Origin of the sequence: Streptomyces rubellus (assembly GCF_036323805.1) — a bacterium.
GTDB lineage: Bacteria > Actinomycetota > Actinomycetes > Streptomycetales > Streptomycetaceae > Streptomyces.
In genome coordinates this window covers 99912-121293 of sequence record NZ_JAZDCX010000014.1, presented here as the reverse complement: position 1 = coordinate 121293, position 21382 = coordinate 99912, and the positions used below count along the sequence as shown (strand labels likewise).

General features: G+C 75.0%; 23 protein-coding genes and 1 pseudogene. 13 read left to right on the top strand and 11 right to left on the bottom strand.

Annotated features, from left to right (window positions below):
* Positions 1 to 44: 44 nt before the first annotated feature.
* Complete coding sequence (locus V1L54_RS18055; protein WP_330119063.1) at positions 45 to 950, bottom strand: Sco1979 family transcriptional regulator; 906 nt, start codon at positions 948 to 950, stop codon at positions 45 to 47.
* A gap of 136 nt (positions 951 to 1086) precedes the next feature.
* Complete coding sequence (locus tag V1L54_RS18050) at positions 1087 to 1323, bottom strand: DUF397 domain-containing protein (protein WP_330119129.1); 237 nt, start codon at positions 1321 to 1323, stop codon at positions 1087 to 1089.
* 227 nt (positions 1324 to 1550) lie between these two features.
* Here V1L54_RS18050 and V1L54_RS18045 point away from each other — a divergent pair, with 227 nt between their 5' ends.
* Positions 1551 to 2165: an ATP-binding protein gene (locus tag V1L54_RS18045; RefSeq protein ID WP_443076690.1), complete on the top strand. Its 615-nt coding sequence runs from the start codon at positions 1551 to 1553 to the stop codon at positions 2163 to 2165.
* A 46-nt stretch (positions 2166 to 2211) separates the two neighbouring features.
* Here V1L54_RS18045 and V1L54_RS18040 read toward each other — a convergent pair.
* Positions 2212 to 2505 (bottom strand): annotated as a pseudogene (locus tag V1L54_RS18040) (cellulose binding domain-containing protein); the annotation flags it as partial.
* A 77-nt stretch (positions 2506 to 2582) separates the two neighbouring features.
* Between V1L54_RS18040 and V1L54_RS18035 the strand changes: the two are divergent.
* Positions 2583 to 2903: a GNAT family N-acetyltransferase gene (locus V1L54_RS18035; protein WP_330119128.1), complete on the top strand. Its 321-nt coding sequence runs from the start codon at positions 2583 to 2585 to the stop codon at positions 2901 to 2903.
* A gap of 33 nt (positions 2904 to 2936) precedes the next feature.
* Here V1L54_RS18035 and V1L54_RS18030 read toward each other — a convergent pair whose 3' ends face one another.
* On the bottom strand, positions 2937 to 4004 hold the full coding sequence (locus V1L54_RS18030) for a polysaccharide deacetylase family protein (RefSeq protein WP_330119060.1): 1068 nt from the start codon (positions 4002 to 4004) through the stop codon (positions 2937 to 2939).
* Between the two features lie 153 nt (positions 4005 to 4157).
* Here V1L54_RS18030 and V1L54_RS18025 point away from each other — a divergent pair, with 153 nt between their 5' ends.
* Positions 4158 to 5090: a serine hydrolase gene (locus V1L54_RS18025; RefSeq protein ID WP_443076680.1), complete on the top strand. Its 933-nt coding sequence runs from the start codon at positions 4158 to 4160 to the stop codon at positions 5088 to 5090.
* On the opposite strand, the gene V1L54_RS18020 is transcribed toward V1L54_RS18025, so the two are convergent.
* Positions 5063 to 6046 (bottom strand): LysR family transcriptional regulator, encoded by a 984-nt coding sequence (locus tag V1L54_RS18020; protein ID WP_330119059.1) that lies wholly within the window; start codon positions 6044 to 6046, stop codon positions 5063 to 5065. The two genes, V1L54_RS18025 and V1L54_RS18020, sit on opposite strands and share 28 nt — an antisense overlap.
* A gap of 84 nt (positions 6047 to 6130) precedes the next feature.
* On the opposite strand from V1L54_RS18020, the gene V1L54_RS18015 reads away from it, so the two are divergent.
* Positions 6131 to 7150: an MBL fold metallo-hydrolase gene (locus V1L54_RS18015; RefSeq protein WP_330119058.1), complete on the top strand. Its 1020-nt coding sequence runs from the start codon at positions 6131 to 6133 to the stop codon at positions 7148 to 7150.
* Between the two features lie 85 nt (positions 7151 to 7235).
* On the opposite strand, the gene V1L54_RS18010 is transcribed toward V1L54_RS18015, so the two are convergent.
* Positions 7236 to 8123, bottom strand: coding sequence for a universal stress protein (locus tag V1L54_RS18010; protein WP_330119057.1), 888 nt, complete (start codon positions 8121 to 8123; stop codon positions 7236 to 7238).
* 336 nt (positions 8124 to 8459) lie between these two features.
* On the opposite strand from V1L54_RS18010, the gene V1L54_RS18005 reads away from it, so the two are divergent.
* The 6 genes from V1L54_RS18005 to V1L54_RS17980 all read left to right on the top strand — a co-directional run bounded on the left by V1L54_RS18005 (position 8460) and on the right by V1L54_RS17980 (position 12240).
* Positions 8460 to 8921, top strand: coding sequence for a Crp/Fnr family transcriptional regulator (locus tag V1L54_RS18005; protein WP_330119056.1), 462 nt, complete (start codon positions 8460 to 8462; stop codon positions 8919 to 8921).
* Between the two features lie 77 nt (positions 8922 to 8998).
* Entirely contained in the window at positions 8999 to 9724 is a 726-nt protein-coding gene (locus V1L54_RS18000; RefSeq protein WP_330119055.1) for a CBS domain-containing protein, read from the top strand.
* Positions 9725 to 9874: 150 nt separating this feature from the next.
* Complete coding sequence (locus tag V1L54_RS17995; protein ID WP_330119054.1) at positions 9875 to 10618, top strand: response regulator; 744 nt, start codon at positions 9875 to 9877, stop codon at positions 10616 to 10618.
* A gap of 165 nt (positions 10619 to 10783) precedes the next feature.
* Positions 10784 to 11224, top strand: coding sequence for a pyridoxamine 5'-phosphate oxidase family protein (locus V1L54_RS17990; protein WP_330119053.1), 441 nt, complete (start codon positions 10784 to 10786; stop codon positions 11222 to 11224).
* 83 nt (positions 11225 to 11307) lie between these two features.
* Positions 11308 to 11442, top strand: a complete 135-nt coding sequence (locus V1L54_RS17985; RefSeq protein WP_330119052.1) for a hypothetical protein — start codon at positions 11308 to 11310, stop codon at positions 11440 to 11442.
* Between the two features lie 9 nt (positions 11443 to 11451).
* Positions 11452 to 12240, top strand: a complete 789-nt coding sequence (locus tag V1L54_RS17980; protein WP_330119051.1) for a multicopper oxidase domain-containing protein — start codon at positions 11452 to 11454, stop codon at positions 12238 to 12240.
* 45 nt (positions 12241 to 12285) lie between these two features.
* On the opposite strand, the gene V1L54_RS17975 is transcribed toward V1L54_RS17980, so the two are convergent.
* Together V1L54_RS17975 and V1L54_RS17970 are read right to left on the bottom strand one after the other, a co-directional pair.
* Positions 12286 to 12792, bottom strand: coding sequence for a GNAT family N-acetyltransferase (locus tag V1L54_RS17975; protein ID WP_330119050.1), 507 nt, complete (start codon positions 12790 to 12792; stop codon positions 12286 to 12288).
* 121 nt (positions 12793 to 12913) lie between these two features.
* Positions 12914 to 13198, bottom strand: coding sequence for a helix-turn-helix domain-containing protein (locus tag V1L54_RS17970; RefSeq protein WP_330119049.1), 285 nt, complete (start codon positions 13196 to 13198; stop codon positions 12914 to 12916).
* Between the two features lie 74 nt (positions 13199 to 13272).
* Between V1L54_RS17970 and map the strand changes: the two genes are divergently transcribed.
* Positions 13273 to 14040, top strand: coding sequence for a type I methionyl aminopeptidase (gene map, locus V1L54_RS17965; protein WP_330119048.1), 768 nt, complete (start codon positions 13273 to 13275; stop codon positions 14038 to 14040).
* Positions 14041 to 14134: 94 nt separating this feature from the next.
* Here the strand turns inward: map and V1L54_RS17960 are convergent, their stop codons facing one another.
* From V1L54_RS17960 to V1L54_RS17950, 3 genes are all read right to left on the bottom strand, one after another.
* The gene (locus V1L54_RS17960; RefSeq protein ID WP_330119126.1) at positions 14135 to 14545 is read right to left on the bottom strand and encodes a four-helix bundle copper-binding protein; all 411 of its coding nucleotides are present in this window, start codon (positions 14543 to 14545) and stop codon (positions 14135 to 14137) included.
* Between the two features lie 289 nt (positions 14546 to 14834).
* On the bottom strand, positions 14835 to 18392 hold the full coding sequence (locus V1L54_RS17955) for a substrate-binding domain-containing protein (RefSeq protein WP_330119047.1): 3558 nt from the start codon (positions 18390 to 18392) through the stop codon (positions 14835 to 14837).
* A 166-nt stretch (positions 18393 to 18558) separates the two neighbouring features.
* Entirely contained in the window at positions 18559 to 19551 is a 993-nt protein-coding gene (locus V1L54_RS17950; RefSeq protein ID WP_330119046.1) for a pectate lyase family protein, read from the bottom strand.
* A 269-nt stretch (positions 19552 to 19820) separates the two neighbouring features.
* Between V1L54_RS17950 and V1L54_RS17945 the strand changes: the two genes are divergently transcribed.
* Both V1L54_RS17945 and V1L54_RS17940 read left to right on the top strand, forming a co-directional pair.
* Entirely contained in the window at positions 19821 to 20447 is a 627-nt protein-coding gene (locus V1L54_RS17945; protein ID WP_330119045.1) for a DUF1707 SHOCT-like domain-containing protein, read from the top strand.
* An 89-nt stretch (positions 20448 to 20536) separates the two neighbouring features.
* Positions 20537 to 21064 (top strand): DinB family protein, encoded by a 528-nt coding sequence (locus V1L54_RS17940; RefSeq protein WP_330119044.1) that lies wholly within the window; start codon positions 20537 to 20539, stop codon positions 21062 to 21064.
* The last annotated feature ends 318 nt before the right edge of the window (positions 21065 to 21382 follow it).

The window sequence follows — 21382 nt, the reverse complement described above, 5'->3', positions numbered from 1 at the left end:
ACCGGCCGGTCCGGTCTCCCGGCCTCCGGTCTCCCGGCCTCCGCTCAGCCGAGTTCGTCGAGGAGTTCGGTCAGGAACTCCAGGCTGCGTGCGGGCGTCTGGGCGGCCGCGCACAGCCGGTCCATGATGGACAGGTAGTGGTCGACGTCCTCCTCCTTGTCCAGGTAGAGGGCGCTGGTCAGCTGCTCCAGGTAGACCACGTCGGGCAGATCGGGCTCGGGGAAGCGCAGGATGGTCACCGGGCCGCCCGCCGCGGCCAGGTCACTGATGCTGAACGGGGCCACCTGGATGGTGACGTTCGGCCGTCCGGCCATCTCGATCAGATGGCGGAACTGGTCGCGCATCACCTCGGGGCCGCCGAGCCGGCGGCGCAGCGCCCCCTCGTCCAGGACGGCCCACAGCCGGGGCGCGTCCGGCCTGCCGAGCAGTTCCTGACGCTCCATGCGCAGCCGGACGCGGCGCTCGTTCTCCTCGGCGGAGGCTCGGGGATGCCCCAGGAGGACCACGGTGCGGGCGTACTCCTCCGTCTGCAGCAGGCCGGGCACGAACTGCACCTCGTAGGTGCGGATGAGCTGGGCGGCCTCCTCCAGGCCGATGTGCCGGTCGAACCAGTGCGGCAGGATGTCGCTGTACTGGTGCCACCAGCCGCGGGTGCTGGTGCGGCGGGTCAGCGCCAGGAAGTCGGCCCGCTCCTCCTCGTCCAGCACTCCGTAGAGCGTGAGCAGGTCCGCCACGTCGCGTTCCTTGCAGGCGCCCTGGCCCCGCTCCAGGCGGCTGACCTTCGCAGTGGAGCCGCGGATCGCCTTGGCCGCCTCCTCGAGGTCGATGCCGCACTCCTTGCGCAGCCGCCGCAGCTGGGCACCGATGACCAGCCGCAGAACCGTCGGGCTTCCCTTGGGGTGCTCAATGTAGCGTTTTATCGACAAAGAGCCACTGGGTTCGGCGGCCATGCGCGCTCTCCTGGGTGAGGGGACAGGCACTCAGTGTGCCACTGTCGGTATCGAGCCGTACAGCGAACGCACCGAACCGGCGCCGCCCGGGCGCACCGTTCACCCGCCCTCTCACCCAGGCGCACCCCTGTCCGGTCTATCCGACCATGTCGTCGAAGTCCCCGTCCTTGGCGCCCCGCAGGAAGGCGACCATCTCCTCCCGGGTGTACACCAGGGCGGGCCCGCCGGGGTGACGGGAGTTGCGCACCGCCACCCCGCCGTCCGGCAGCGGGGTCAGCTCGACGCAGTTGCCGTTGGGGTTGCTGTGGTGGCTCTTCCGCCAGCGCGCGCCCTGGATCTCCGTGGCCCGCACGCCGTTGACGATCTGCTGCATGGTCCGCCTCTCACCGGCCGCGGCCCTCTCGGTCGTCCCTCCGGATCGGGCCGCGGACATGACGTCACGTTACTTTACGCACACGAACCGCCGTGATTGCAATTACATCTGTAAGTGCAGATGCGCTTGCAGCCGCATGCGGCAGTCGGGATAGTAGCCCCAACAGGCCGATTCTCGTGCCGACTTCCCAACAGGCACGGTGGGAGACCGCGATGACAGCGCATCCGATGACTCCGGTGAGTGACGTTCTGCCGACCGTGCTCGCCGGTGACTGGCCGGGACCGACCGGACGCCGCTTCTCCGTTCCCAGACCTCCGGCCTTCCTCCGCCCCCACGCCGCCGTCCGCCACCCCGCCGCGCCGGACGGGACGGCGGACGGCCGGATCGCGGTCCGCGGCTTCGGCCCCGCCCCGCAGGACGCCGCCGCCGCCCGCGAGTTCACCGGAGAGACCCTGCGGGGCTGGGGTCTGGGCCCGCTCGTCGACGACGTCGCGGTCATCGTGTCCGAACTGGTGGGCAACGCCCTGCGCTACGGAATGACCGCCGGGCCCCGTCCCCCGCTCCCCGCGGAGCGCTCCGAACGGCCCGCCGAGGGCCCCGTCCGGCTGGGCCTGCTGTGGCGGGGCCCCACGCTGCTGTGCGCGGTCTCCGACCCGAGCCCCGCCACACCGGTCCTCGGACGGCCCGACCAGCTGTCCGAGACCGGGCGCGGACTGCACATCATCGACGCGCTGAGCCAGAACTGGGGCTGGTCCCCGCCCGGCAGCGGCGGCAAGACGGTCTGGGCCACGGTCTCCGTGGGCCGTGCGTGTCACCGCCCCGGGAACCGCCCCCCGGAGTGACCGCCCCGACGGCGAGGAGCCGTGCCGCCGGGGCGGGAGGGTGCCGTCAGACCGCGCCGGCTGCGCAGTCGACCGCCGCCGAGGCGGATCCGGCGGACGCGATGAAACCGAAGGAGGTGCTGTCCCCGGCGGAGAGCGTTCCGTTCCAGGCACCGTTGCGCACGGTGGCCGCGCCGGCCGCGGTGCCGGCGGCGTCGAGCGCGGCGTTCCGGACCTGGGTGATCCGCCCGCCGTCCGCCAGGACGATCCGCACCGTCCAGCCGGACAGCGGCGCCGCACCGGAGTTGCGCACCGTCACCTCGCCCCGGTAACCGCCCTGCCAGGTCGAGGCCGCGCGGAACGAGGCCGTGCAGCCGGTCTCCGGGTCCGTCGGGCGACGCCGGCGACCCGGTCGCCGGTTTCCTCTACGGCTACACCCTGCCCGCCGACTCCCTGTGGTGGGACGGGCTGACCCCCGACCCCGGCCCGGAGTTCACCCGCGAGTACCCGAACCGCACGGTCGGGGTGTGCGAACTGCTGGTGCGTCCGCGGTGGCGCCGCGCCGGGGTGGGGCAGCGTCTGTTCGAGGCGTTCCTCGCCGAACGCCGGGAGGAGCGGGCCGCGGGCCTGGTGGCCGCGGACAACGAGGTCATGCTCGCCACCTACGCCAAGTACGGGTTCGAGCCGGTCGGCCGGATGGAGCCGTACCCCGGCTGGCGGCCGCATGTGATGATCGTGCGCTCCCTGGACCGGGGCTGATCCGGACGGGGGACGGTGCGGCCGGAGGGGGAGTCAGTACGGCCGGGCGGCGTCCCGGTGGGCGGCGCCGAGCCGGTCCGCCCAGGAACGGGGGAAGCTGATCCGCTCCGGGTCCCCGTCGGAGGTGTACCGCTCGACCGTGCCGTCGGCCAGCCGGTCGAGCCAGGCCAGCGAACCGTACGAGGCGTCCGGGCCGGTGTCGTCCTGGGAGCGGATGCGGGGGATGGCGCCGGGGTCGAACCCGGCGTCGTACGGCGATGGCGCGGGTCCGGCACCGGCCAGGTAGACCCCCTGGTGCCGGTAGCGCACCCCGGCGTACTCGCCGCTGCGGGCGAGGTCCCGGGGGCTGGGCATCGCGCCGTAGGGCAGTGCCATCGACACCACCGGCACCCCGGGCAGGACCTTGTGGATCTCCCACTGGATCGCGGCTATGTCCCAGCGGACCCACTCCTCCCCGGCGGTCTCCAGGAGGGTGTGGCGCAGGGTGTGGTTGCCGATCTCGAAGCCGTGGTCGTGCAGCCACCGGAGCGTCTCACGCCCGCCGGGGTCGCGGAACGGGTCCTCGTTGACGAAGAAGGTGGCCACGGGCCGGAACCCCGTGTGCCGCTCCGCGACGTCCAGCAGGATGCCGACCGCGGTGCCGGGATCGGGACGGCCGTCGGCGTCCAGCCGGAACTGGCTGGGCTGGGAGTCGTCGAAGGTGATGACCACCGGGTGGGCACCGGCGGGTATGTCCATCTCGCCGCCGGTGAACTCCCGCGCGGTGACCGGCACGTACCCCTCCCGGGCCAGCCGTTCCATCTCGGCGCGGAAGTCCTCCGGGGTGCGGTCGTCCACGCCCAGCGGCTCGTCGGTGACCCGGTGGTACATCAGCACCGGTACCGCGCCCAGCTCGTTGGCGCCCACGCTCGCCGGGTCGGCGTCGCCGGGCTTCCCGGCCTCGACGGGCGCCTCCGCGGCTCTGCCTCCCGTCCCCTTCCCTGTGATGCCCCCCTTGAAGTCGAAGCGTCCGGGGTCGGTGGAGCCGGCCGCCGAGCAGCCGGTGAGGAGTACGGCGGCCGCGGTCAGGGCCGCGCGGTCGCTTCGGGGAAATCGGCGCATGGAACTCTCCGGGCGTCGGTTGTCAAGCGACCCGGCCGGTTGCCGGGCGTCTTCCTCAGCCTCGGACAGCGGCGCGTGATTCTCTCGTCACGCTCGGCCGAACGGCGGACCCCGTGCCGTTCGGGCCCCTGCGCGGTGCGGCAGGATGGCCGGGTGGCAGGCGGGGCGGGTACGGCCGGGGTGGAGCGGGAGTTCGAGGCGCTGGGCGCGCGGGTGCGGCTGCACGCGCGCTGTGTGGACTGCGGACACCGAACGGGCGTCGGGGCGGACCTTCCGGTGATCCTGGCCTCCGTCGTCAAGGTGCCGCTGGTGCTGGAGTTCGCCCGGCAGGCGGCGTACGGCCAGCTCGATCCCGCCGAGCGGGTGGTGGTGCGGCGCGGGGACCGACTGGGCGGCACGGGCACCGCCGGGTGCTGGGACGACGTGGAGATGAGCCTGCGCGATCTGGCCCTGCTCATGATGTCGGTCAGCGACAACACCGCCGCGGACCTGCTGTTCCGGCGGGTGGGGGTGGACACCGTACGGCTGCTGGTCCGGGAGCTGGGGCTGACGGCCACCCGGATCGCCGGATCGCCGCGCACCGTGCTGGAGAAGGTGCTGGCGGAAGTGGGTGCCGCCGACCCGGCCGCGTTCGCCGCCGTCTATCCGACGCTCTCCCCCGAGCGGATACGGGCACTGCCCACCCTGGACCCGCCGAGGACGAACAGCGGCACCGCCCGGGACATGACCCGGCTGCTCACCCTGATCTGGACCGACCGCGCCGGTCCCGCGCGGGCGTGCCGCTGGGTGCGGGATCTGATGGCACGGCAGGTGAGCTGGCACCGGCTGGCCGCGGCCTTCCCCGAGGAGGTCGCCGTCGCGGCCAAGTCGGGCACCCTGCCCGGTGTCCGCAACGAGATCGGCGTGGTCCGTCTCCCGGACGGCGGCCGGTACGCGGTCGCCGTGTTCGCCGAGACCGACTCGCTGCGGCAGCGCCGCCCGGACCTCGACGCGGCGATCGGCGCGGCGGGACGGGCGGCGGTGACGGAACTGCGCGGCTGCTGCGGCCGGGCGGCCGGTCAGACACCGCCCTCCGTCAGCGGGTAGACGATGTCCCAGGGGCGCGGTGTGCCGTTCGGGCCCGGCGCGCCCGGGTCCCGCGGGGCGCACTCCCCCGTCTCGGCGCGCAGCGCCGCGGTGGCGGCGGGCGCCAGCCGGCCGGCGGCCGGATGGGGCGCCGTGGCGTGCCGCACGAAGGACACCGGCCAGACCGGCCCGCCGGCGGCGAGCGGACGCCACAGGACCCGGGGCTCCTTCTGCGCCACGGCGGCATGCGCCAGGGCGGCACCGCGCCCGGCGATCACCAGCGCCAGCACCGTCTCCGGGCTGCCGGCGTGCAGCACCCGGGGCGGGTGATAGCCCTGGGCGCGGCAGGCCCCGAGGGTGGCGTCGTACAGGCCCGGCGCGGCCGGCCGGGGGAAGAGGACCAGCGGGCTGCCGGCGAGCGCGGCCAGGGACAGCGGCTCCGTCCCGGCGAGCGGCGAGCCGCGGGGGACGACGACGCCCAGCGGCAGCTCGGTGACCGGTTCGCTCACCAGCCCGGTCAGCTCCACCGGGTGCTGGAGGAGGCCGGCGTCCAGCTCCCGGTCCGCCAGCAGCCGCGCCTGTTCGGCGGTGCCCAGCTCCCGCGGCTCCACCTGGACGTCCGGTGCCTCGGCGGCGAAACGGGTGAGGACGCGGGCCAGCACCCGGCCGGGCAGCTCCGGCGGGACGCCGATCCGCAGGACACCGTACTCGCCGCGGTGGGCCCGCGTCACCAGGGTCCGGGTGCGCTCCGCCCTGGCGAGCAGTTCCTCCGACTCGGCCAGCAGCACCTCGCCCGCGGCGGTCAGCCGCACCCCGCGCGAGGTGCGGTCGAACAGCCGGGCGCCGAGTTCCTCCTCCAGGGAGCGGACGCTCCGGCTCAGCGGCGGCTGGGCCATGCCGAGCCGTTCGGCCGCCCGCCCGAAGTGGAGTTCTTCGGCGACGGCCCGGAAGTACCGCAGGTGCCGCAACAGGTCCACGCAGGGACGATACCGGTTCCGGTATCGCCGGGAGCATTTTCCGATCTTGGACGCCGTACGGCCGGGTGTGCTCTGCTGCCCGGCATGCGACCTCTCTTCCGAGGCGCGCGTTCCGCGCGCCCCCCAGCCCTGTCCCGACGCGGTCTGCTCGGCGTCTCCGCGACCGGTCTGACCACCGGTCTGGTCACCGGCGCGGCCGTCCGGCCGGCCGCCGCTACCGGACCGGCCCGTGCCCGTCCCGCCCGCACCGAGCCGGGGAGGTCGGGGATCCGGCTGCGCTGGCTGGGCAACAACGGCTGGGAGATCCGCGTCGCCCGGCCCGGCTCCCGGCCCGCCACCGTGTTGGTGGACCCCTGGCTGACCCGTTTCCGCACCGGCACCTACACCGAGGAGGGCGCCGATCCGGCGACGGAGCTGTCCGTGCGGGAGGACGTCATCGACCGCCACCGGCTGCGCGCCGACCAGATCCTGGTCACCCACGGCCACTACGACCACCTGCCCGACGTCCCCTATCTGGCCGGCACCACCGGCGCCACCGTCCTGGGCACCGAGAGCCACGTCAACATGCTGCTGGCGCTGGGGGCGCCGGAGGAACAGCTCTCGGTGGTGAGCGGCGGCGAGTACCTGCGGTTTGCGGGCTACTCCGTCCGGGTGCTGCGCTCGCTGCACTCCATGACCGGCGAGCGCGCCCGGGTCCCCTTCCCGGGCACCCGGCCCGGCGGCCCACCACCCCGGCCGCGGACCATCGCCGACCTCGTCGAGGGCGGGACCCTGGCGTACGCGGTCACCTGCCACGCGACCGGCTTCACCGCGGTGAACTTCGGCGGCTCCAACTTCAGCGCCGCCGACCTCGACGGGCTCGCCCCGGACCTGGCGATGATCCAGCCCGGCGGTGCCTCCGTGCACGAGTACGTGCCCCGGCTGCTGTCCTGCCTGGACCACCCGCCGCATGTCGTCCCCACCCACTGGGACGACTTCGACGAACCGCTGGACGAGCCCGCCGTGGACTGGGGCGGCCTGGCGGATCTGCGGGAGGCGGTGGCCGCGGCGAGCCCGGACACCCGCTTCACGGTGGTCGACCACCTGGAGACGTTCACGCCCTGAGGCGCCCGGTACGCCGAGGATCGCGCCCGCCCGGCGAGTGCCGGACGGGCGCGGCCCCGGAGTCCCGGCCGACGACGGGGCGGTGTCAGTCGTGCGGGACGACGGCGACGGGCACGGTGGCGTGGTGCATCACCGCGTGGGCGACCGGCCCGATGTGGAAGCCCAGCGGGGAACGCCGGTTGCGGCGGCCGACGACCACCAGGGCGGCGGCCTCGGCGGCCTCCAGCAGGTGCCGGGCGGGCCTGCCGACCACGGCCTGCGCCCTGACCTCGACCCTGGGGTACTTCTCGCGCCAGGGCCGCAGCGCGTCCTTGAGGACCCGGGCGCTCTCCTCGGCCAGGTCGGTCGCCAGCCGCGGGTCGACGGCGATGGGGTCGATGCCGTAGACCAGCGGCGGGTTCCAGCCGTGGACGACCCGCAGCGGCGCGCCGCGCCGGGCGGCGGCGTCGAAGGCGAACTCCAGCAGCTCCTCGCAGGGCCGGTACAGCTCCAGACCGAGGACGACCTCCTCCCCCCGTGCCTGCTCCCCGCCGCTCCGTTCACCCTGCTCCTCGCCCTCGGCACGCACCAGCACCACCGGGCATCCGACGCGTCCCACGGTGGCCAGGGCGACGGAGCCGACCAGGAAGCCGGTGACGATGCCCAGCCCCCGGGACCCGATGACCAGTACCTCGGCCTCCTGGGCGGCGTCGATCAGCTCGGCGGACGGGGTGCCGGTACGCCGGTCGGTGGTGATCTCCAGCCCGGGGTACCGCTCGGCGAGCGTCTCCGCCGCCTCGCGCGGGATCCGCTGGGCCCAGTGCTCCCGGGTCTCGGGGTCCGCGGCTGAGTCCTGCAGGGTGAAGGGGTCGGGCTCCCGCACGTGGACGAGGCGCAGCGGCACCTCGCGGCGCCGCGCCTCGCGGGCCGCCCAGTCCGCGGCGGCCAGGCTCTCCCGCGAGCCGTCCACTCCCACGGTGACCGTACGTACCATCACACACCTCCAGTCGCGGGGCGGCTTCCGCCCTCTCTCGCCTCCATGATCGCCCCGGGTACCCGCCGGACGGCAGAGTCACAAGTCCCGGGCGGGGGCCGAAGGTCCCCGTGGCTCCGGCGGGGGCGGCCGGGGCCACGGGGGACGGCGCGGAGGGGCCGCGCGCCCCGGAACGGTGGGCCGAAGGTCCCCCGTGCCGCACCCGTACGGCCCTGCCCCGGTGCGGGGAGCCGTCCGACGATGGGGGTGGGGACGCCCGTACCGCCGCACCGGCCCCCTCCGGGCCGGGCGCGGGCGCCCCGCCCGCATCCGGCACGCCGCGACGGGAGGACCGACATGATCTCCGCTCCCACGAACCTGCTGAGCGCACTGCCCGCCGAAGGCCGTGAGCGGCTGCTGGAACTGGCCCACGAGGTGGCCTTCCCCGCCGGCGCCCGGATCTTCGAGGAGGGCGGGCGCGCCGACCGGTTCTGGGTGATCCGCACCGGCACGGTCACCCTCGACCTGCATGTGCCCGGCCGCCGGGCCGCCGCCGTGGAGACCCTCCACCCCGGTGACCTGCTGGGCTGGTCGTGGCTCTTCCCGCCCCGCATCTGGCACCTGGGCGCCGAGACGCTCAGCCCGGTACGGGCGGTGGAGTTCGACGCCGCCCGGGTACGCGAACTGTGCGAGGCCGACCCGGTGCTGGGCCGCGCGGTCTTCCTGCGGGTCGCCGAGATCGTCGGGCACCGGCTGCAGAGCGCCCGCACCCGGCTGCTGGACCTGTACGGGCCGTACGGCAGCGGCCCGCGCCCCTGAGGCGCACCGGACGCCCGGAAGGCCCCGCCGTCCGGGCGTCCGACGAAACCACGGAGAACACCGAGAAAGCAGACACCATGGACACCACCGACGGCACCCACGGCACCCACGGCACCCCCTACATCGTCAGCGACGTGATGACCCACACCGTCGTCGCCATCGGCCGGGGCGCCCCCTTCAAGCAGATCGTGGCGACCCTGGAGCAGTGGCGGATCAGCGCCCTGCCGGTCCTGGAGGGCGAGGGGAGGGTCGTCGGTGTGGTCTCCGAGGCCGACCTGCTGCCCAAGGAGGAGTACCGCGGTGCCCAGCCCAGCAGGCTGGAGGCGCTGCGCCGTCCGGCGGAGCTGGCCAGGGTGGGGGCCGTGACGGCGGGTGAGCTGATGACCTCGCCCGCCGTCTGCGTCCACGCCCGCGCCACTCTCGCCGAGGCGGCCAGGATCATGGCGCGCGGGCGCGTCAAGCGGCTGCCCGTGGTCGATCTCCAGGGGCTGCTGGTCGGTGTGGTCAGCCGCGGCGACCTGCTCAAGGTCTTCCTGCGGCCGGACGAGGACATCGCCGCCGAGGTCCGCCGGAAGGCGCTCGACCCCCTGTTCCCGGCCGAGGCCGGCGAGGACGGTCCCGTGGCGGTGAGCGTGGTGGACGGGGTGGTCGTCTTCGGCGGCCGCATCCGCGACACCTCCCTGGTCCCGGTGGCCGCCCGGCTGGCCCGGGCGGTCGAGGGGGTCGTGGACGTCACCTTCGACCTCGACCGGCCCGCCGCCGCGGACCGGCACCTGCCGCCGGTGGTGGGACCGATGTCCTGATCCGCCGCACCGGTCCGTCACACTGATCCGCCGTGCCGGTCCGCACGGCAGACCGTCCGCCCCTGGCGCCGGACGGGTCCGCGGGGGCAGGATCGGAGGGCGGGGGACCGTACCCCTGGCCGGTCCCCGACCGACGTGCGAAGGATCCGTATGACCCAGGCCCAGCAGTTCTCCTCCCAGTCCCCGATCCGGGTGTTCCTCCTCGACGACCACGAGGTGGTGCGGCGCGGCGTGCACGACCTGCTGGACGCCGAGCCCGACATCGAGGTGGTCGGCGAGGCCGGCACGGCCGAGCAGGCCCTCAGCCGGGGTCCCGCCCTGCGCCCGCACGTCGCCGTCCTGGACGTGCGGCTGCCGGACGGCGACGGCATCACCGTCTGCCGGGAACTGCGCTCGCGGATGCCCGAGCTGACCTGTCTGATGCTCACCTCGTTCGACGACGACGACGCCCTGCTGGACGCGATCATGGCCGGGGCGTCGGGCTACGTCCTCAAGCAGATCAAGGGCTCGGACCTGGTGGCCGCCGTCCGCACCGTCGCCTCCGGGCAGTCCATGCTCGACCCGGCGACCACCGCCCGGCTGATGAACAGCCTGCGGGTGCAGGACACCCAGGAGGAGCCCGAGGAGCCGGAGAACGCCGCGCTGGCCTCGCTGACCCCCCGCGAGCGGGACATCCTGGCCCTGATCGGGGAGGGGAAGACCAACCGGCAGATCGGCCAGCAGCTGTACCTGTCGGAGAAGACGGTCAAGAACAACATCTCCCGGCTGCTGGCCAAGCTCGGGGTGGAGCGCCGGGTGCAGGCCGCCGTCATCGCCACCCAGACCGTTCCGGCCCACGGCTCGCCGTCCGGCCCGTCCTCCGGCCACTCCCCCGGCGCGCACCGCTCCCGCTGAGTCCACCGCCCGCCCGGCTGTCCCGTCTTCCGTGCCGCCGCCGTCCTCCCGTCCGGGGCGGCGGCGGCCGGCGTTTCCGGGCGGTGGCCGCCCCGGGCCGGGCCCGGCCGGTAGGGACCATACGGCCCTACCGCCGCCCCGGGCGGCCTCCCCACCATGGGGGACATGCACCGAAACGACGGCTTCCGCGAACTCGACCGGCCGGAGTGCCTGCGCCTGCTGGCGCAGGTTCCGCTGGGCCGCGTCGTCTACACCGAGAACGCGCTTCCCGCCGTCCTCCCAGTCAACTTCTTCCTGGACCACGACGACGCGGTGGTCGTGTACACCTCCGCCCCGTCCCGGCTGGCCCGGGCGGTGGGGGGCAGCGTCGTCGCCTTCGAGGCGGACTCCTTCGACGCGGCGGCGCGCACCGGGTGGAGCGTGGTCGTCACCGGTCGCGCCGCCCAGGTGACCGACCCCGCCGAGGCCGCGCGGCTCGGCCGTTCCGGGCCGCCCTCCTGGGCGCCGGTCGAGGACGGGGTCTTCCTGCGGGTCGAGCCCGAGCTGGTCACCGGGCGGATGCTGGACGGCGTCCGGGCCGGGGCCGGGCACCCCGCGGCCACCTGAGCGGCGGCCCGGCCCGCGGGAGCCGGACGCCAGGGGTCTCCCGCGTCGTTCGCGCGCGAGGGCGCGCAGAAGGGAGCACCACTGTGGCCGTGGCGGACACCGCCGCCCGCACCGCCCCCGGCTCCGCCGGCCCGCACCGCTCCTCCGTCGGGGCGGGCCGGTCGACGGGCGTGCTCACGCCCGCGACGGTGCCCAGGGCGACGGCGGTGACGTGGTAGGTGTGCTCGGTGCTCCCGGTGCCCTCGATGGTCCGGGTGGTGAACTCGGTGGTGCTGCTGGGGGCGCTGGTGTCCTTCCTGGTGCTGCCGGCCGGCACCGCGGTGCGCGGCCGGGTCGGCGACACCTTCGATATCACCCTCGTCAACGACGGGTCGATCGGTCACTCGGCGGGCTTCCACACCGGGACGCTGGCCCCGGACCGGCCGATGCGCACCATCGCCCCGGGCGAGTCGCTGACCTACCGGTTCACCGCCACCCGCAGCGGGGGGTGGATGTACCACTGCTCCACGACGTCCATGTCACTGCACACCGCCAACGGCATGTACGGGGCCGTGGTGATCGGCCCGCCGGACCTGCCGTCCGCCGACCGGGAGTACCTGCTGGTCCAGTCCGACCTGCATCTGGGCGCGCAGGGCGGGACCGCCGACGCGGCGAAGCTGACGGCCCTGCGCCCCGACGCCGTCGCCTTCAACGGCTACCCGAGCCAGTACGCCCACGCCCCGCTGACCGCCCGCACCGGGGAGCGGGTGCGGATCTGGGTGCTGGCGGCCGGGCCGGACCGGCCGAGCGCCTTCCACGTGGTCGGCGGCCAGTTCGACACCGTCTACCACGAGGGCGCCTACCGGCTCCGCCCGGACGACCCCGGCAGCGGCGGCGCGCAGGTGCTCGATCTGGCCCCGGCCCAGGGAGGTTTCGTGGAGCTGGCCTTCCCTCAGGCGGGCACCTGTCCGTTCGTGTCGCACATCGTGTCCGACGCCGAACGCGGTGCCCGGGGGGCCTTCGAGGTCACCGGCTGACGCCGCCCCGCCGCCGGACCGCCCACCGGGCCGCCCGGCGCCACATCATCCGCCGGGCGGCCCGGCGAGCCGTTTCTCGTACCAGTGGTCGGCGTACCGGTCACCGTTGTAGTCCGGTATCTCCCGGTACCCGCTGCGCGCGTACAGGGCGCGGGCCTCGACCAGGTCGCCGCGGGTGTCCAGCCGCACCGCCCGGGCGCCGAACACCTCGCCGGCCGCCCGCTCGGCCGCCGCCAGCAGCCGGGCGCCTCCCCCGGTGCCCCGGGCGGCGGGATGGACGAACAGCCGGGTCACCTCGGCGGCGTCCGCGTCCAGCACCCGCAGCCCCACGCATCCGGCGGGCCGCCCGCCGTAGCGGCCCACCAGGAAGTGGCCGGTGGGCGCGGTCAGGTCGTCGCTGGACTCCTCCACGAGGACCCGGTCGAGTTCCTCGTCCGGGACCGGACGCCCGTGGTAGCGGCGGGTGATCTCCCCGAAGTACCCGCGCAGCAGGGCCGCCGCGTCGGGGTGGTGGACGGACAGGGGCGCGATGGTCCAGTGGCCGGCGCTCACCCGGGCATCCTCACGCGTGCGGCATGCCGTGTCAGCCGGTTTTCCGCGCGGCCCAGCCACCGGGGTCCACACCGGCGGCGGCTCCCCGTTCCGTCTCCGTTTCCGGACCGGCGAGGAGCCCCTAGGCCGACAGCGCCTGCCCGTCCCGTTCGTCCTCACCGGCGTCCGGTGCGCAGACGGCGGCCAGCTCGTCCAGGGAGATCCCCAGGACGGCGGCCAGCGCCGAGACGGTGAAGAACGCCGGGGTCGGCGCCCGGCCGGTCTCGATCTTCCGCAGGGTCTCCGCCGACACCCCGGCCGCCGCGGCGACCTCCACCATGCTGCGCCCGCCGCGCGTCTCGCGCAGCAGTTCGCCCAGCCGCTCTCCCCGCCGGCGTTCCCACGGGGTCAGAGGAGTCCTCACCATGGACGTGATACTAATACCGGTATAAGAATTGGGCGCCGTCGGGGCGCCCGGACACGCCGGGGAGCATTCGGATCATGGTGGAACTCAAGACCGACACGGAACTGAAGGCCATGCGGGAGGCGGGGCGGGTGGTGGCCCACGCGCTCGCCGCCGCCCGGGACGCGGCCCGTGTCGGGGTGTCACCGCGGGAGCTGGACGAGGCGGCCCGCGCGGTCCTGGACGCCGCCGGGGCGCGCTCGCCCTTCCTGGGCTACCGCCCCTCCTTCGCCCCCACCCCGTTTCCGGCGGTGATCTGCGTCTCCGTCAACGACGCGATCGTGCACGGCATCCCCGGCGACCAGCGGTTGCGCGACGGCGACCTGGTGAGCGTCGACTGCGGCGCGGAGCTCGACGGCTGGACGGGCGACGCCGCCGTCAGCTTCGTCGTCGGCACCCCCCGCCCCGGTGACTCGGAGCTGATCGAGGCCACCCGGCGGGCCCTGGACGCCGGGATCGCCGCGGCCCGCGCCGGCAACCGCATGGGCGACGTCTCGCACGCGATCGACACCGTCGCACGGGCGGCGCGCTGCGGCATGCCCCGGGACTTCGGCGGCCACGGCATCGGCCGCCGCATGCACGAGGACCCGCCCGTGCCCAACCGCGGGCGCCCCGGCCGCGGCTTCCCGCTGCGCCCGGGGCTGACCCTGGCCATCGAACCGATGCTCATGGCGGGCGGCCGCGACGGCTACCGCACCGACGGCGACGGCTGGACGCTGCGCACCACCGACGGCAGCCGGGCGGCCCACTTCGAGCACACGGTCGCCGTCACCGAGGAGGGCCCCCGCGTCCTCACCCTGCCCTGAGCCGGGCACGGCGCGGCCGGACGGGTGACGGCAGCGTCCGGGGCCGCCCCGGCGCGCCTGCGCGCCTGCGGCCCCGGATCACCCCGGTGAGCCGTCAGCCCAGGGTGGCGAGCAGCTCGTTGCAGGCCTGCTCGCAGCGGCGGCAGGCCTCGGCGCACACCCGGCAGTGCTCGTGCATGTCGGCGTGGGCGGCGCACTCGTCGCCGCAGGACTTGCACGCCTGGGCGCAGGCCTGGACCTGGGCGCGGGTGAGGTTGGCGTCGTAGCCGGTGTGCCGGGAGAGCATCTTGCCGGTGGTCTCGCAGATGTCCGCGCAGTCCATGTTGGAGCGGATGCACTTGCGCAGCTCGGCAACCATGTCCTCGGACAGGCAGGCGTCCGCGCACGCCGTACACGCCTGGGCGCAGGCGATGCACTCCTCGATGCACCGCTCCATGGCCTTGCGGTCGACGTTGCCCAGATCGGCCGGGTAGGTCCGCAGCATGTCCTCGACGACCATGGTCATCAGTACCACCTGTCTTCCATACGTGTCCGTGGGCGGGGCCAAGGGCTGTGGCACGTCGGCCCCTTGATCCGGTACTGGTGAGCGGGTAACCCGACTGCAGCACGGACAAACCACTCGAAAATACCGAAGACGGCGGAGAGCACCGGGAACGGCCCGTGGCACAGCGACACGGCATCGCCGGAACCCGGCGCGGGACCGCCCGGCTTCCCCCCACCGCCCACACCCCCGCCCACCACGCGCCGTTCCGGCCGTAACCGGCGGACGCCGCCGACAGGCGGATCGCCCGCGCCTAGGGAACTTCCCGGTAGGCGTGCGGGGCGACCCCGGTGACCCGGCGGAAGACCCGGCTGAAGTAGGCCCGGTCGTGGAAGCCCACCGCGCGGGCGACGGCCTGGACGCTGTCGCCGCTGTGCCGCAGCCGCTCCTTGGCCCGCCGGACCCGCAACCGGGTCAGGTAGTCCCACAGCGGCAGCCCCAGCTCCCGGTGGAAGAGCCTGCTGAGGTGGTCCTCGCTGACCCCCGCCGCCCGGGCGACCTGCCGGCGGGTCAGGCGGTGCCGGTAGTGCCGCTCCAGACAGGCCACGGCGCGGCGGACCGGGTCCCGGGGCCGGGAGGAGCCGCCCGGCTCGGCGCACCGGGCCAGGGCGGCCAGCAGGGCGGCGGTCTCGGCGTCGGTCAGGATGTCCCGGCCGAGGAAGACCAGGTTCGGGTGCCGCTCGGCGCGGCGTACGTCGGCGGCGGTGAAGCCCCGGTCGCCGATCATCAGCACCGGCAGGTCGGCACGGCCCGCGCCCTCGCACATCGCCTCGGCCACCTCGAAGCCGTCCGCGCCGGGGCCGGGCAGGTCGCGGGAGACGACCAGCAGGCCGGGCGTGTCCTCCCCGAGCAGCGCCAGGGCGGCGGCGCCGTCCGCGGCGGTGCGCACCGTACGGCCGGGCAGCGCCCGGCCCAGCAGCCGCCGCCACCGCTCGCGGTCCGCCTCGCGGGCGTCCACCACCACCGCGGGGTCGGTCGGCCCCGGCGGCCGCAGCTCGCGCAGCGCCTGGCCCAGATCGGGGCCGCGGACCGGCCCGTAGAGCAGGAAGGGGGTGTGGCGCAGCGCCGGGTGGTCGTGGAGCCGCTGGACGGACGACCACTCCTGCGGCCGGGCCCCGCCCGCGTCCCAGACGACCGCGGCCGGCCTGTCCCGCTCGACCAGGGCGGCCGGTTCGTCGTCCGGGTCCAGCCGGCGCAGCCGCAGTCCGCACTGCCGGGCGAGGGCGACCACCTCCGGAGGCGGCCCGGCCGCCGCGGCGACCAGCACGGTGGCGGCGCCCGGCGCGGGACCGGTGGCGGGGCCCGCGGGCTCCACCGGGGTGGGCAGGGGCAGGTCCAGCCGGAAACCGCCGCCCGCCCGGTCGCGGTCGTAGGAGACCGAGCCGCCGTGCAGGGCGGCCAGCCGCCGGGCGACGGCCGGGCCGAGCCGCGTGCCGGGCTCCCCGGCGGCGAAGGGCTGGAAGAGCTGCTCCGTCTCCCCGGGCTCGACGCGCAGGCCCGCGGAGAGCACCCGGACCCGCAGCCCGTCCGGCCGAACGCCGACGGTCAGCCGCAGCCGGTCGCCCTCGCCCAGCCGGGCGGCCACCGCGGTCAGCAGGTTGAGGACGATCTGGCGCAGCCGGACGGGGTCGGCCCGGACGGCCGGGAGGCGGCGGGGCAACTCGAGCTGCCAGTCGGTGCCGGCCGGGCGGGACCGCACGGCGTGGTGGAACGCCTCCAGGAGCACCGGCCGGGGATCCAGCAGCCGCCGGGCCAGGTCGAGCGTGTCGGCCTCGGCACGGGACAGGTCCAGCAGGTCGTCGATCAGCCGCAGCAGGCGTACGGCCTCCTCGTGCGCACGGCGCAGCGTGGTGCCGGCGTCCGTGGCGGGACCGGCCTCGGCCGCGGCGGCCCGGGTGTGCCGCAGGAGCGTCTCCACCGGGGTGCGCAGTTCGTCGGTGGCGTTGTCCAGCAGCCGGGTCTTCAGACGGCTGGCCCGCTCGGCGGCGTCCCGGGCGCGGCGCACCTCGTCGAACAGGCGGATGCCCTTGAGCGCCGCGCTGAGCTGGTCGCCCAGCGCCCGGTAGAGCGCGCCCCGGCCGGCCGCGTCCGGCCCGGACCCGCCGTCGAACAGGGCCAGGCCCAGTTGCTCGCCGCCGATGTGGAGCGGCTCGGCGACCAGGGTGAACCGGTGGCCGTCCGGCAGCAGTGAGTCCGGCAGCAGCAGCTCGGCGGGGTAGGGCCCGGCGTACGGGTCCGGCCGGGGGCGGGGGCGTTCGCCGTGCGCGGGCACCACCCGGGCCAGGACCGGGCCGGTGCCGTCCGCGGGCCGTCCGCCGTTCTCGTGGAGCACCAGCCGGCAGTCCGGCACCCCGGTCTCCGGCAGATGGCGGGCCAGCGCCCCGGCGAGCGCCGCCGTGTCCACGGCGGTGGTCAGCGCGGTGCCCAGCTCCCGCAGCCGCCGGGCGGTCTGCTGCTCCGACCAGCGCTCGTACTCCAGCAGCCGGTGGGACCTGCCCGCCACCAGCAGCCGCGCCTGGCCCAGCAGCCGCTCGGCGCGGGCCCGCCGCCCGGCGGGCAGCCGGGGAGCGGCCGACTCCCGGGCGTGCAGCAGCGCGCGGTCCCAGTCGGCGGCGTCCCCGGCGGTACGGACCCGCTCGCCGGTCAGCCGCTCGACCAGCCGCAGGAAGGCGCCACCGGATCCCCCGCCGGGTTCCGCCGCGAGATCCGCGCGCAGCGCCGCGGACAGCTCCGCGCCCTGCCCCGGCAGCCCCGGGAAGAGTTCCCCCGACAGCCCGCCGGAGGGACCGCCGGACGAGCCGCCGGACGGTTCCGGTCCGCTGCCCGGTCCGTCCGGCTCGTCCGGCCCGTCCCCCTGGGCGACCAGCGGCGAGTGGCACCCGCAGGAGCGGCGGACGACGAGGGTGCCCGGCACCGCGCGGCGCGCGGGGGGCGCGGTGCCCCGCAACCGGGCCAGCAGGGTCTCCACGGCCAGTTCGCCGAGCTCGGCGAAAGGGAGGGCCACCGAGGTCAGCGGCGGATCGGCCGGCCGGGCCTCCGTCGAGTCGTTGAAACCGACCACCGCCACGTCCTCGGGCACCCGCACCCCGCGTCCGGTCAGGAAGCGCAGGGCGTCGGCGGCCAGGATGTCGCTGCACGCGACCACCGCGTCGAAGTCGCGGCCCGGGCGCAGCCCCCGGACGTCGGCCAGCACCCGCATCGCCGCCGCCCCGGCACCGCCGCCGAAGTCCGCCGCGGCGACGACCAGCGAACCGTCCCCCCGCACGTGGTGCCGGGCCAGGGCGTCGGTGTAGGCGCGGTAGCGGTCCCGGGAGACCGGGTTGGCCAGCGGACCCCGTACACAGGCGAGCCGGCGGCGGCCGTGCTCGCGCACCAGATGACCGACGGCCGCCCGCATGCCCGCCCGGCTGTCGAGCCGCAGGGTCTCGTGGCCGGGCAGTTCTCGGTTGAGGCTGACGACCGGCAAGCCCGCCAGCCGAGCCACCAGCCCGGCGGCCCGCTCGTCCTCCTCGGCGGCGGCGGGCAGGCCGAGGGTGGAGGTCCAGCAGATGACACCGTCCAGCCGCGCGGGGCCCACCAGGTCGTACAGCGCGGTGCGCGGCGCACCGGCCGGGCTCAGCGGCCCGCCGGGGAAGCACACCAGGCTGACGTCGTGGCGCTCGGCCGCCGCCAGCACCCCGGACCACAGGGTGGCGCCGACCCCGAGGTGGATGTTGGCCGTGACCAGCCCGATGACGGGCCGCCCCGTGGCCCGCCTCCCGCCGTCCGCCCGCCGCACCGGTACGGGCCCGTGTTCCGCCGTAGGAGCCATGGGAGCCTGCCTCGCTCGTCGCTCGAAGAAGCCCCCCTTGCCGTGTGCGACACCCTCACCGGGCCGGAGGACCATAGCGGCGGGTGCGCGTCCGGGCAAGACAGACGGTGCGCCTGCCCTGCCCGGACGGTGTGCGGTTCCGGCGGTCCGTGCCGCGGGTCTGCCGTCAGATCTTCCCGACGCCCGCGCCCGCCGTCACGATCGACTTCACGTTCGCCGCGTTGTCGGCGGTGTAGCCGTACGGGATGGCGGCGACGGAGCCGCCGGTCTCGCCCCGGCCGGAGTTGACGAAGTGGTTGTTCCTGGCCTGGAGGGAGCCGGGGTCGGAGGAGCCCTCACCGAGGTGGAAGGGGTCCTCGACGTTCTCGAAGTAGTTGCCCTCCACCAGCACGCCGGCGTTCTCGGTGGAGGCCACGCCGTAGCTGCCGATGTCGCTGTAGTAGTTGTTCAGCACGTGGACGGGGTTGCCGAAGCGCACCCGGGGGTGGCGCTGGTTGGTGCCGTCGAACCAGTTGTGGTGGTACGTCACCCGCAGCTTGCCGGAGTCCTCGCCGCCGTTTCCGTCGGAGTGGCCGAGCAGGAAGCTCTTGTCGTGGTCGTGCACGCGGTTCCAGGACACGGTGATGTTGTCCGAGGCCCGCTTGATGTCGATGGCGCCGTCCTTGGCGCCGGAGATGTCGTTGTGGTCGATCCAGACCCGGGTGGCGTACTGGACGTTGATCGCGTCGTCGTTCGACCCGGAGAACGTGAGGTTCCGGATGATCACGTTGTCGGCCTTGCTGACGTTCAGCCCGCTGCCGGTGATCCGTCCGGCGGTGCCCACCCCGATCACGGTCTTGTTCGACGCCACCTTGGTCATGCTGCTGAGACTGACGGTGCCGTTCACCTGGACCACCAGCGGCTCGCTGCGCTGCACGGCCTCGGCGAACTGGCTCGCGTTCGACACGGTGACGGTGGCACCGCCCGCGCCGCCGGTGGTGCCCGCGCCGAAGCCGATGGGCTGGTTAGCCGCCAGGGGGCGCGGCACCCGCGCGTCGTTGCCGGTGTGCCCGGTCTCCGCGGCCGAACCGCTGAACGCGGTGACGCCGGTGAAGGCCACCGCGGCGGCCGTCACGGCCGCGGAACTGATCAGTCTGAACCGTGCGCTCGTCCTGCGCATGGGGTACTCCGTCCGGTGAGGGGGGATTTCCTGGGCACGCATGCGTGAGTACGTGCTGGTCCGCGCGGCGACTCGGTTCGAGGGTAGGAAGATTCCTGTGGACGATGCCGGGGACCGTGTGGACTATGGCGCGCACCCGCCGGAGCCACTCCGCGGACCGAACCACGGGCGGGCGCGGAAAAGGACCAGCCGCGGGTGAGAGGGCTGGACAGCGCCCGAGATCCACAGCCCCGGCCCGTCCGGCCCACCGACTGCTTATCCTTGTGGCCATGACCGCCCAGCCTCCAGAGCCCTCCCCCCGCCACGTTCCGTCAGGAGAGCTCCGCGCCTCTCACGACGACCGGGAAGCAGTGGTGGAGCAGCTGCGCGATGCGGCCGCCGAGGGGCGGATCGATCCCGATGAGCTGGACTCGCGCCTGGAGCAGGCGCTGAAGTCCAAGACCTACGCCGAGTTGGCCGCCCTGACCGCCGACCTGCCGAGGGCCGATCCCCCCGAGAGCCGGCCGCCTTTGGTGCTCAAGGGCGGTCTGCACGGCGCGTCGCGAGGCCCCGGGCGCTGGGAGGTGCCCGGGCGCGTGATCGCCCACGGAGGTCTGGGAGGTGTGAAGGTCGACTTCACCCGGGCCGAGTGCCGCCTCTCGGAGGTGGCGGTGGAGGCGTACGGGGAGACAGCCGGTGTCACGATCGTCATCCCCGACGGCTGGACCGCGAACACCGGTGGCGTGGATCCCGGCATCGGCGTCCTGCGGGGCAAGACCACCCCCGACCGGCTCCCGGGAACTCCCCTGATCCGGCTCACCGGGTCCGGCGGCATGGGGGGAGTGGTCGTCCGCCACCCCAACCGCTGGGAGCGGCGCAAGCTGCAGGGCAACTCGGCACGGGGCCAGGTGTACTGATCCGCGGCAGTGTTCACCGAGGCCGTCGGGGTTCCCCTCGGTGGGTGCCCCAGCCCCGAAGGCCGAGGTGCCCACGAGGGAGAGCCCCGATGGACACCACACATGACGGACGCCCCATCTCCCCCGGGCACGCCGACGAGCGCGCCACGCTGGAGGGCCTGCTGGAGTTCTACCGCGCGACCCTGGCACGGAAGTGCTCGGGGCTCGACGACGCGCAGGTGCGCACGGCCTCGGTGCCGCCGTCGTCGATGACGCCGCTGGGCCTGGTCCAGCATGTGGCGCAGGTCGAACGCAACTGGTTCCAGCGGATGTTCGCCGGCCTGGACGTACCGCCGGTGTACGAGGACGCGGGCGAGGACGGTTTCGGCCTCGTCCCCGGGCGCGGGATGGACGAGGCGCTGGCCGTCTGGCGCGCGGAGGTCGAGCGGGGCCGCGAGCTGACCGCCGGCCGCTCGCTGGACGACACCGCGACGCTGACGGAGCGGTCGGCCGGGTTCTTCGGCTTCCGCGAGGTCTCGCTGCGCTGGATCCTGGCCTATCTGATCGGCGAGTACGCCCGCCACTGCGGCCACGCGGACCTGCTCCGGGAACGCATCGACGGCGCCACCGGACCCTGAACCACCTGTACGGCACCGCGCTCACACCACGCGGAGGGGCGGCCGCGCCGCCACCTGCGCACACCGTCTTCCCGGCCGGATCGCGCGGCGCCACACCCCAGCGGTCGGCCAGGACGTCCACCAGGAACAGACCGCGCCCCGGCTCGTCCTCGCCGGACGGCAGGGCCGGAGCGGCGGGTGGCCGGAGCGGCGGGTGGCCGGAGCGGCGGGTGGCCGGAGCGGCGAGGCGTCCGACACCTCGCCCCGCAGCAGCCCCGCCCGCACCTCGTACACGAGCCGCAGCCGGAACTCCCGGCCGGGTGCGTCACCGGAGACGCC

Excerpts from the sequence above, each read along its gene's own strand:
- V1L54_RS18055 (WP_330119063.1), bottom strand. The coding sequence starts at position 950 with ATGGCCGCCGAACCCAGTGGCTCTTTGTCGATAAAACGCTACATTGAG.
- V1L54_RS18050 (WP_330119129.1), bottom strand. The coding sequence starts at position 1,323 with ATGCAGCAGATCGTCAACGGCGTGCGGGCCACGGAGATCCAGGGCGCG.
- V1L54_RS18045 (WP_443076690.1), top strand. The coding sequence starts at position 1,551 with ATGACTCCGGTGAGTGACGTTCTGCCGACCGTGCTCGCCGGTGACTGG.
- V1L54_RS18030 (WP_330119060.1), bottom strand. The coding sequence starts at position 4,004 with ATGCGCCGATTTCCCCGAAGCGACCGCGCGGCCCTGACCGCGGCCGCC.
- V1L54_RS18015 (WP_330119058.1), top strand. The coding sequence starts at position 6,131 with ATGCGACCTCTCTTCCGAGGCGCGCGTTCCGCGCGCCCCCCAGCCCTG.
- V1L54_RS18010 (WP_330119057.1), bottom strand. The coding sequence starts at position 8,123 with ATGGTACGTACGGTCACCGTGGGAGTGGACGGCTCGCGGGAGAGCCTG.
- V1L54_RS18005 (WP_330119056.1), top strand. The coding sequence starts at position 8,460 with ATGATCTCCGCTCCCACGAACCTGCTGAGCGCACTGCCCGCCGAAGGC.
- V1L54_RS18000 (WP_330119055.1), top strand. The coding sequence starts at position 8,999 with ATGGACACCACCGACGGCACCCACGGCACCCACGGCACCCCCTACATC.
- V1L54_RS17995 (WP_330119054.1), top strand. The coding sequence starts at position 9,875 with ATGACCCAGGCCCAGCAGTTCTCCTCCCAGTCCCCGATCCGGGTGTTC.
- V1L54_RS17990 (WP_330119053.1), top strand. The coding sequence starts at position 10,784 with ATGCACCGAAACGACGGCTTCCGCGAACTCGACCGGCCGGAGTGCCTG.
- V1L54_RS17970 (WP_330119049.1), bottom strand. The coding sequence starts at position 13,198 with ATGGTGAGGACTCCTCTGACCCCGTGGGAACGCCGGCGGGGAGAGCGG.
- map (WP_330119048.1), top strand. The coding sequence starts at position 13,273 with ATGGTGGAACTCAAGACCGACACGGAACTGAAGGCCATGCGGGAGGCG.
- V1L54_RS17960 (WP_330119126.1), bottom strand. The coding sequence starts at position 14,545 with ATGACCATGGTCGTCGAGGACATGCTGCGGACCTACCCGGCCGATCTG.
- V1L54_RS17955 (WP_330119047.1), bottom strand. The coding sequence starts at position 18,392 with ATGGCTCCTACGGCGGAACACGGGCCCGTACCGGTGCGGCGGGCGGAC.
- V1L54_RS17950 (WP_330119046.1), bottom strand. The coding sequence starts at position 19,551 with ATGCGCAGGACGAGCGCACGGTTCAGACTGATCAGTTCCGCGGCCGTG.
- V1L54_RS17945 (WP_330119045.1), top strand. The coding sequence starts at position 19,821 with ATGACCGCCCAGCCTCCAGAGCCCTCCCCCCGCCACGTTCCGTCAGGA.
- V1L54_RS17940 (WP_330119044.1), top strand. The coding sequence starts at position 20,537 with ATGGACACCACACATGACGGACGCCCCATCTCCCCCGGGCACGCCGAC.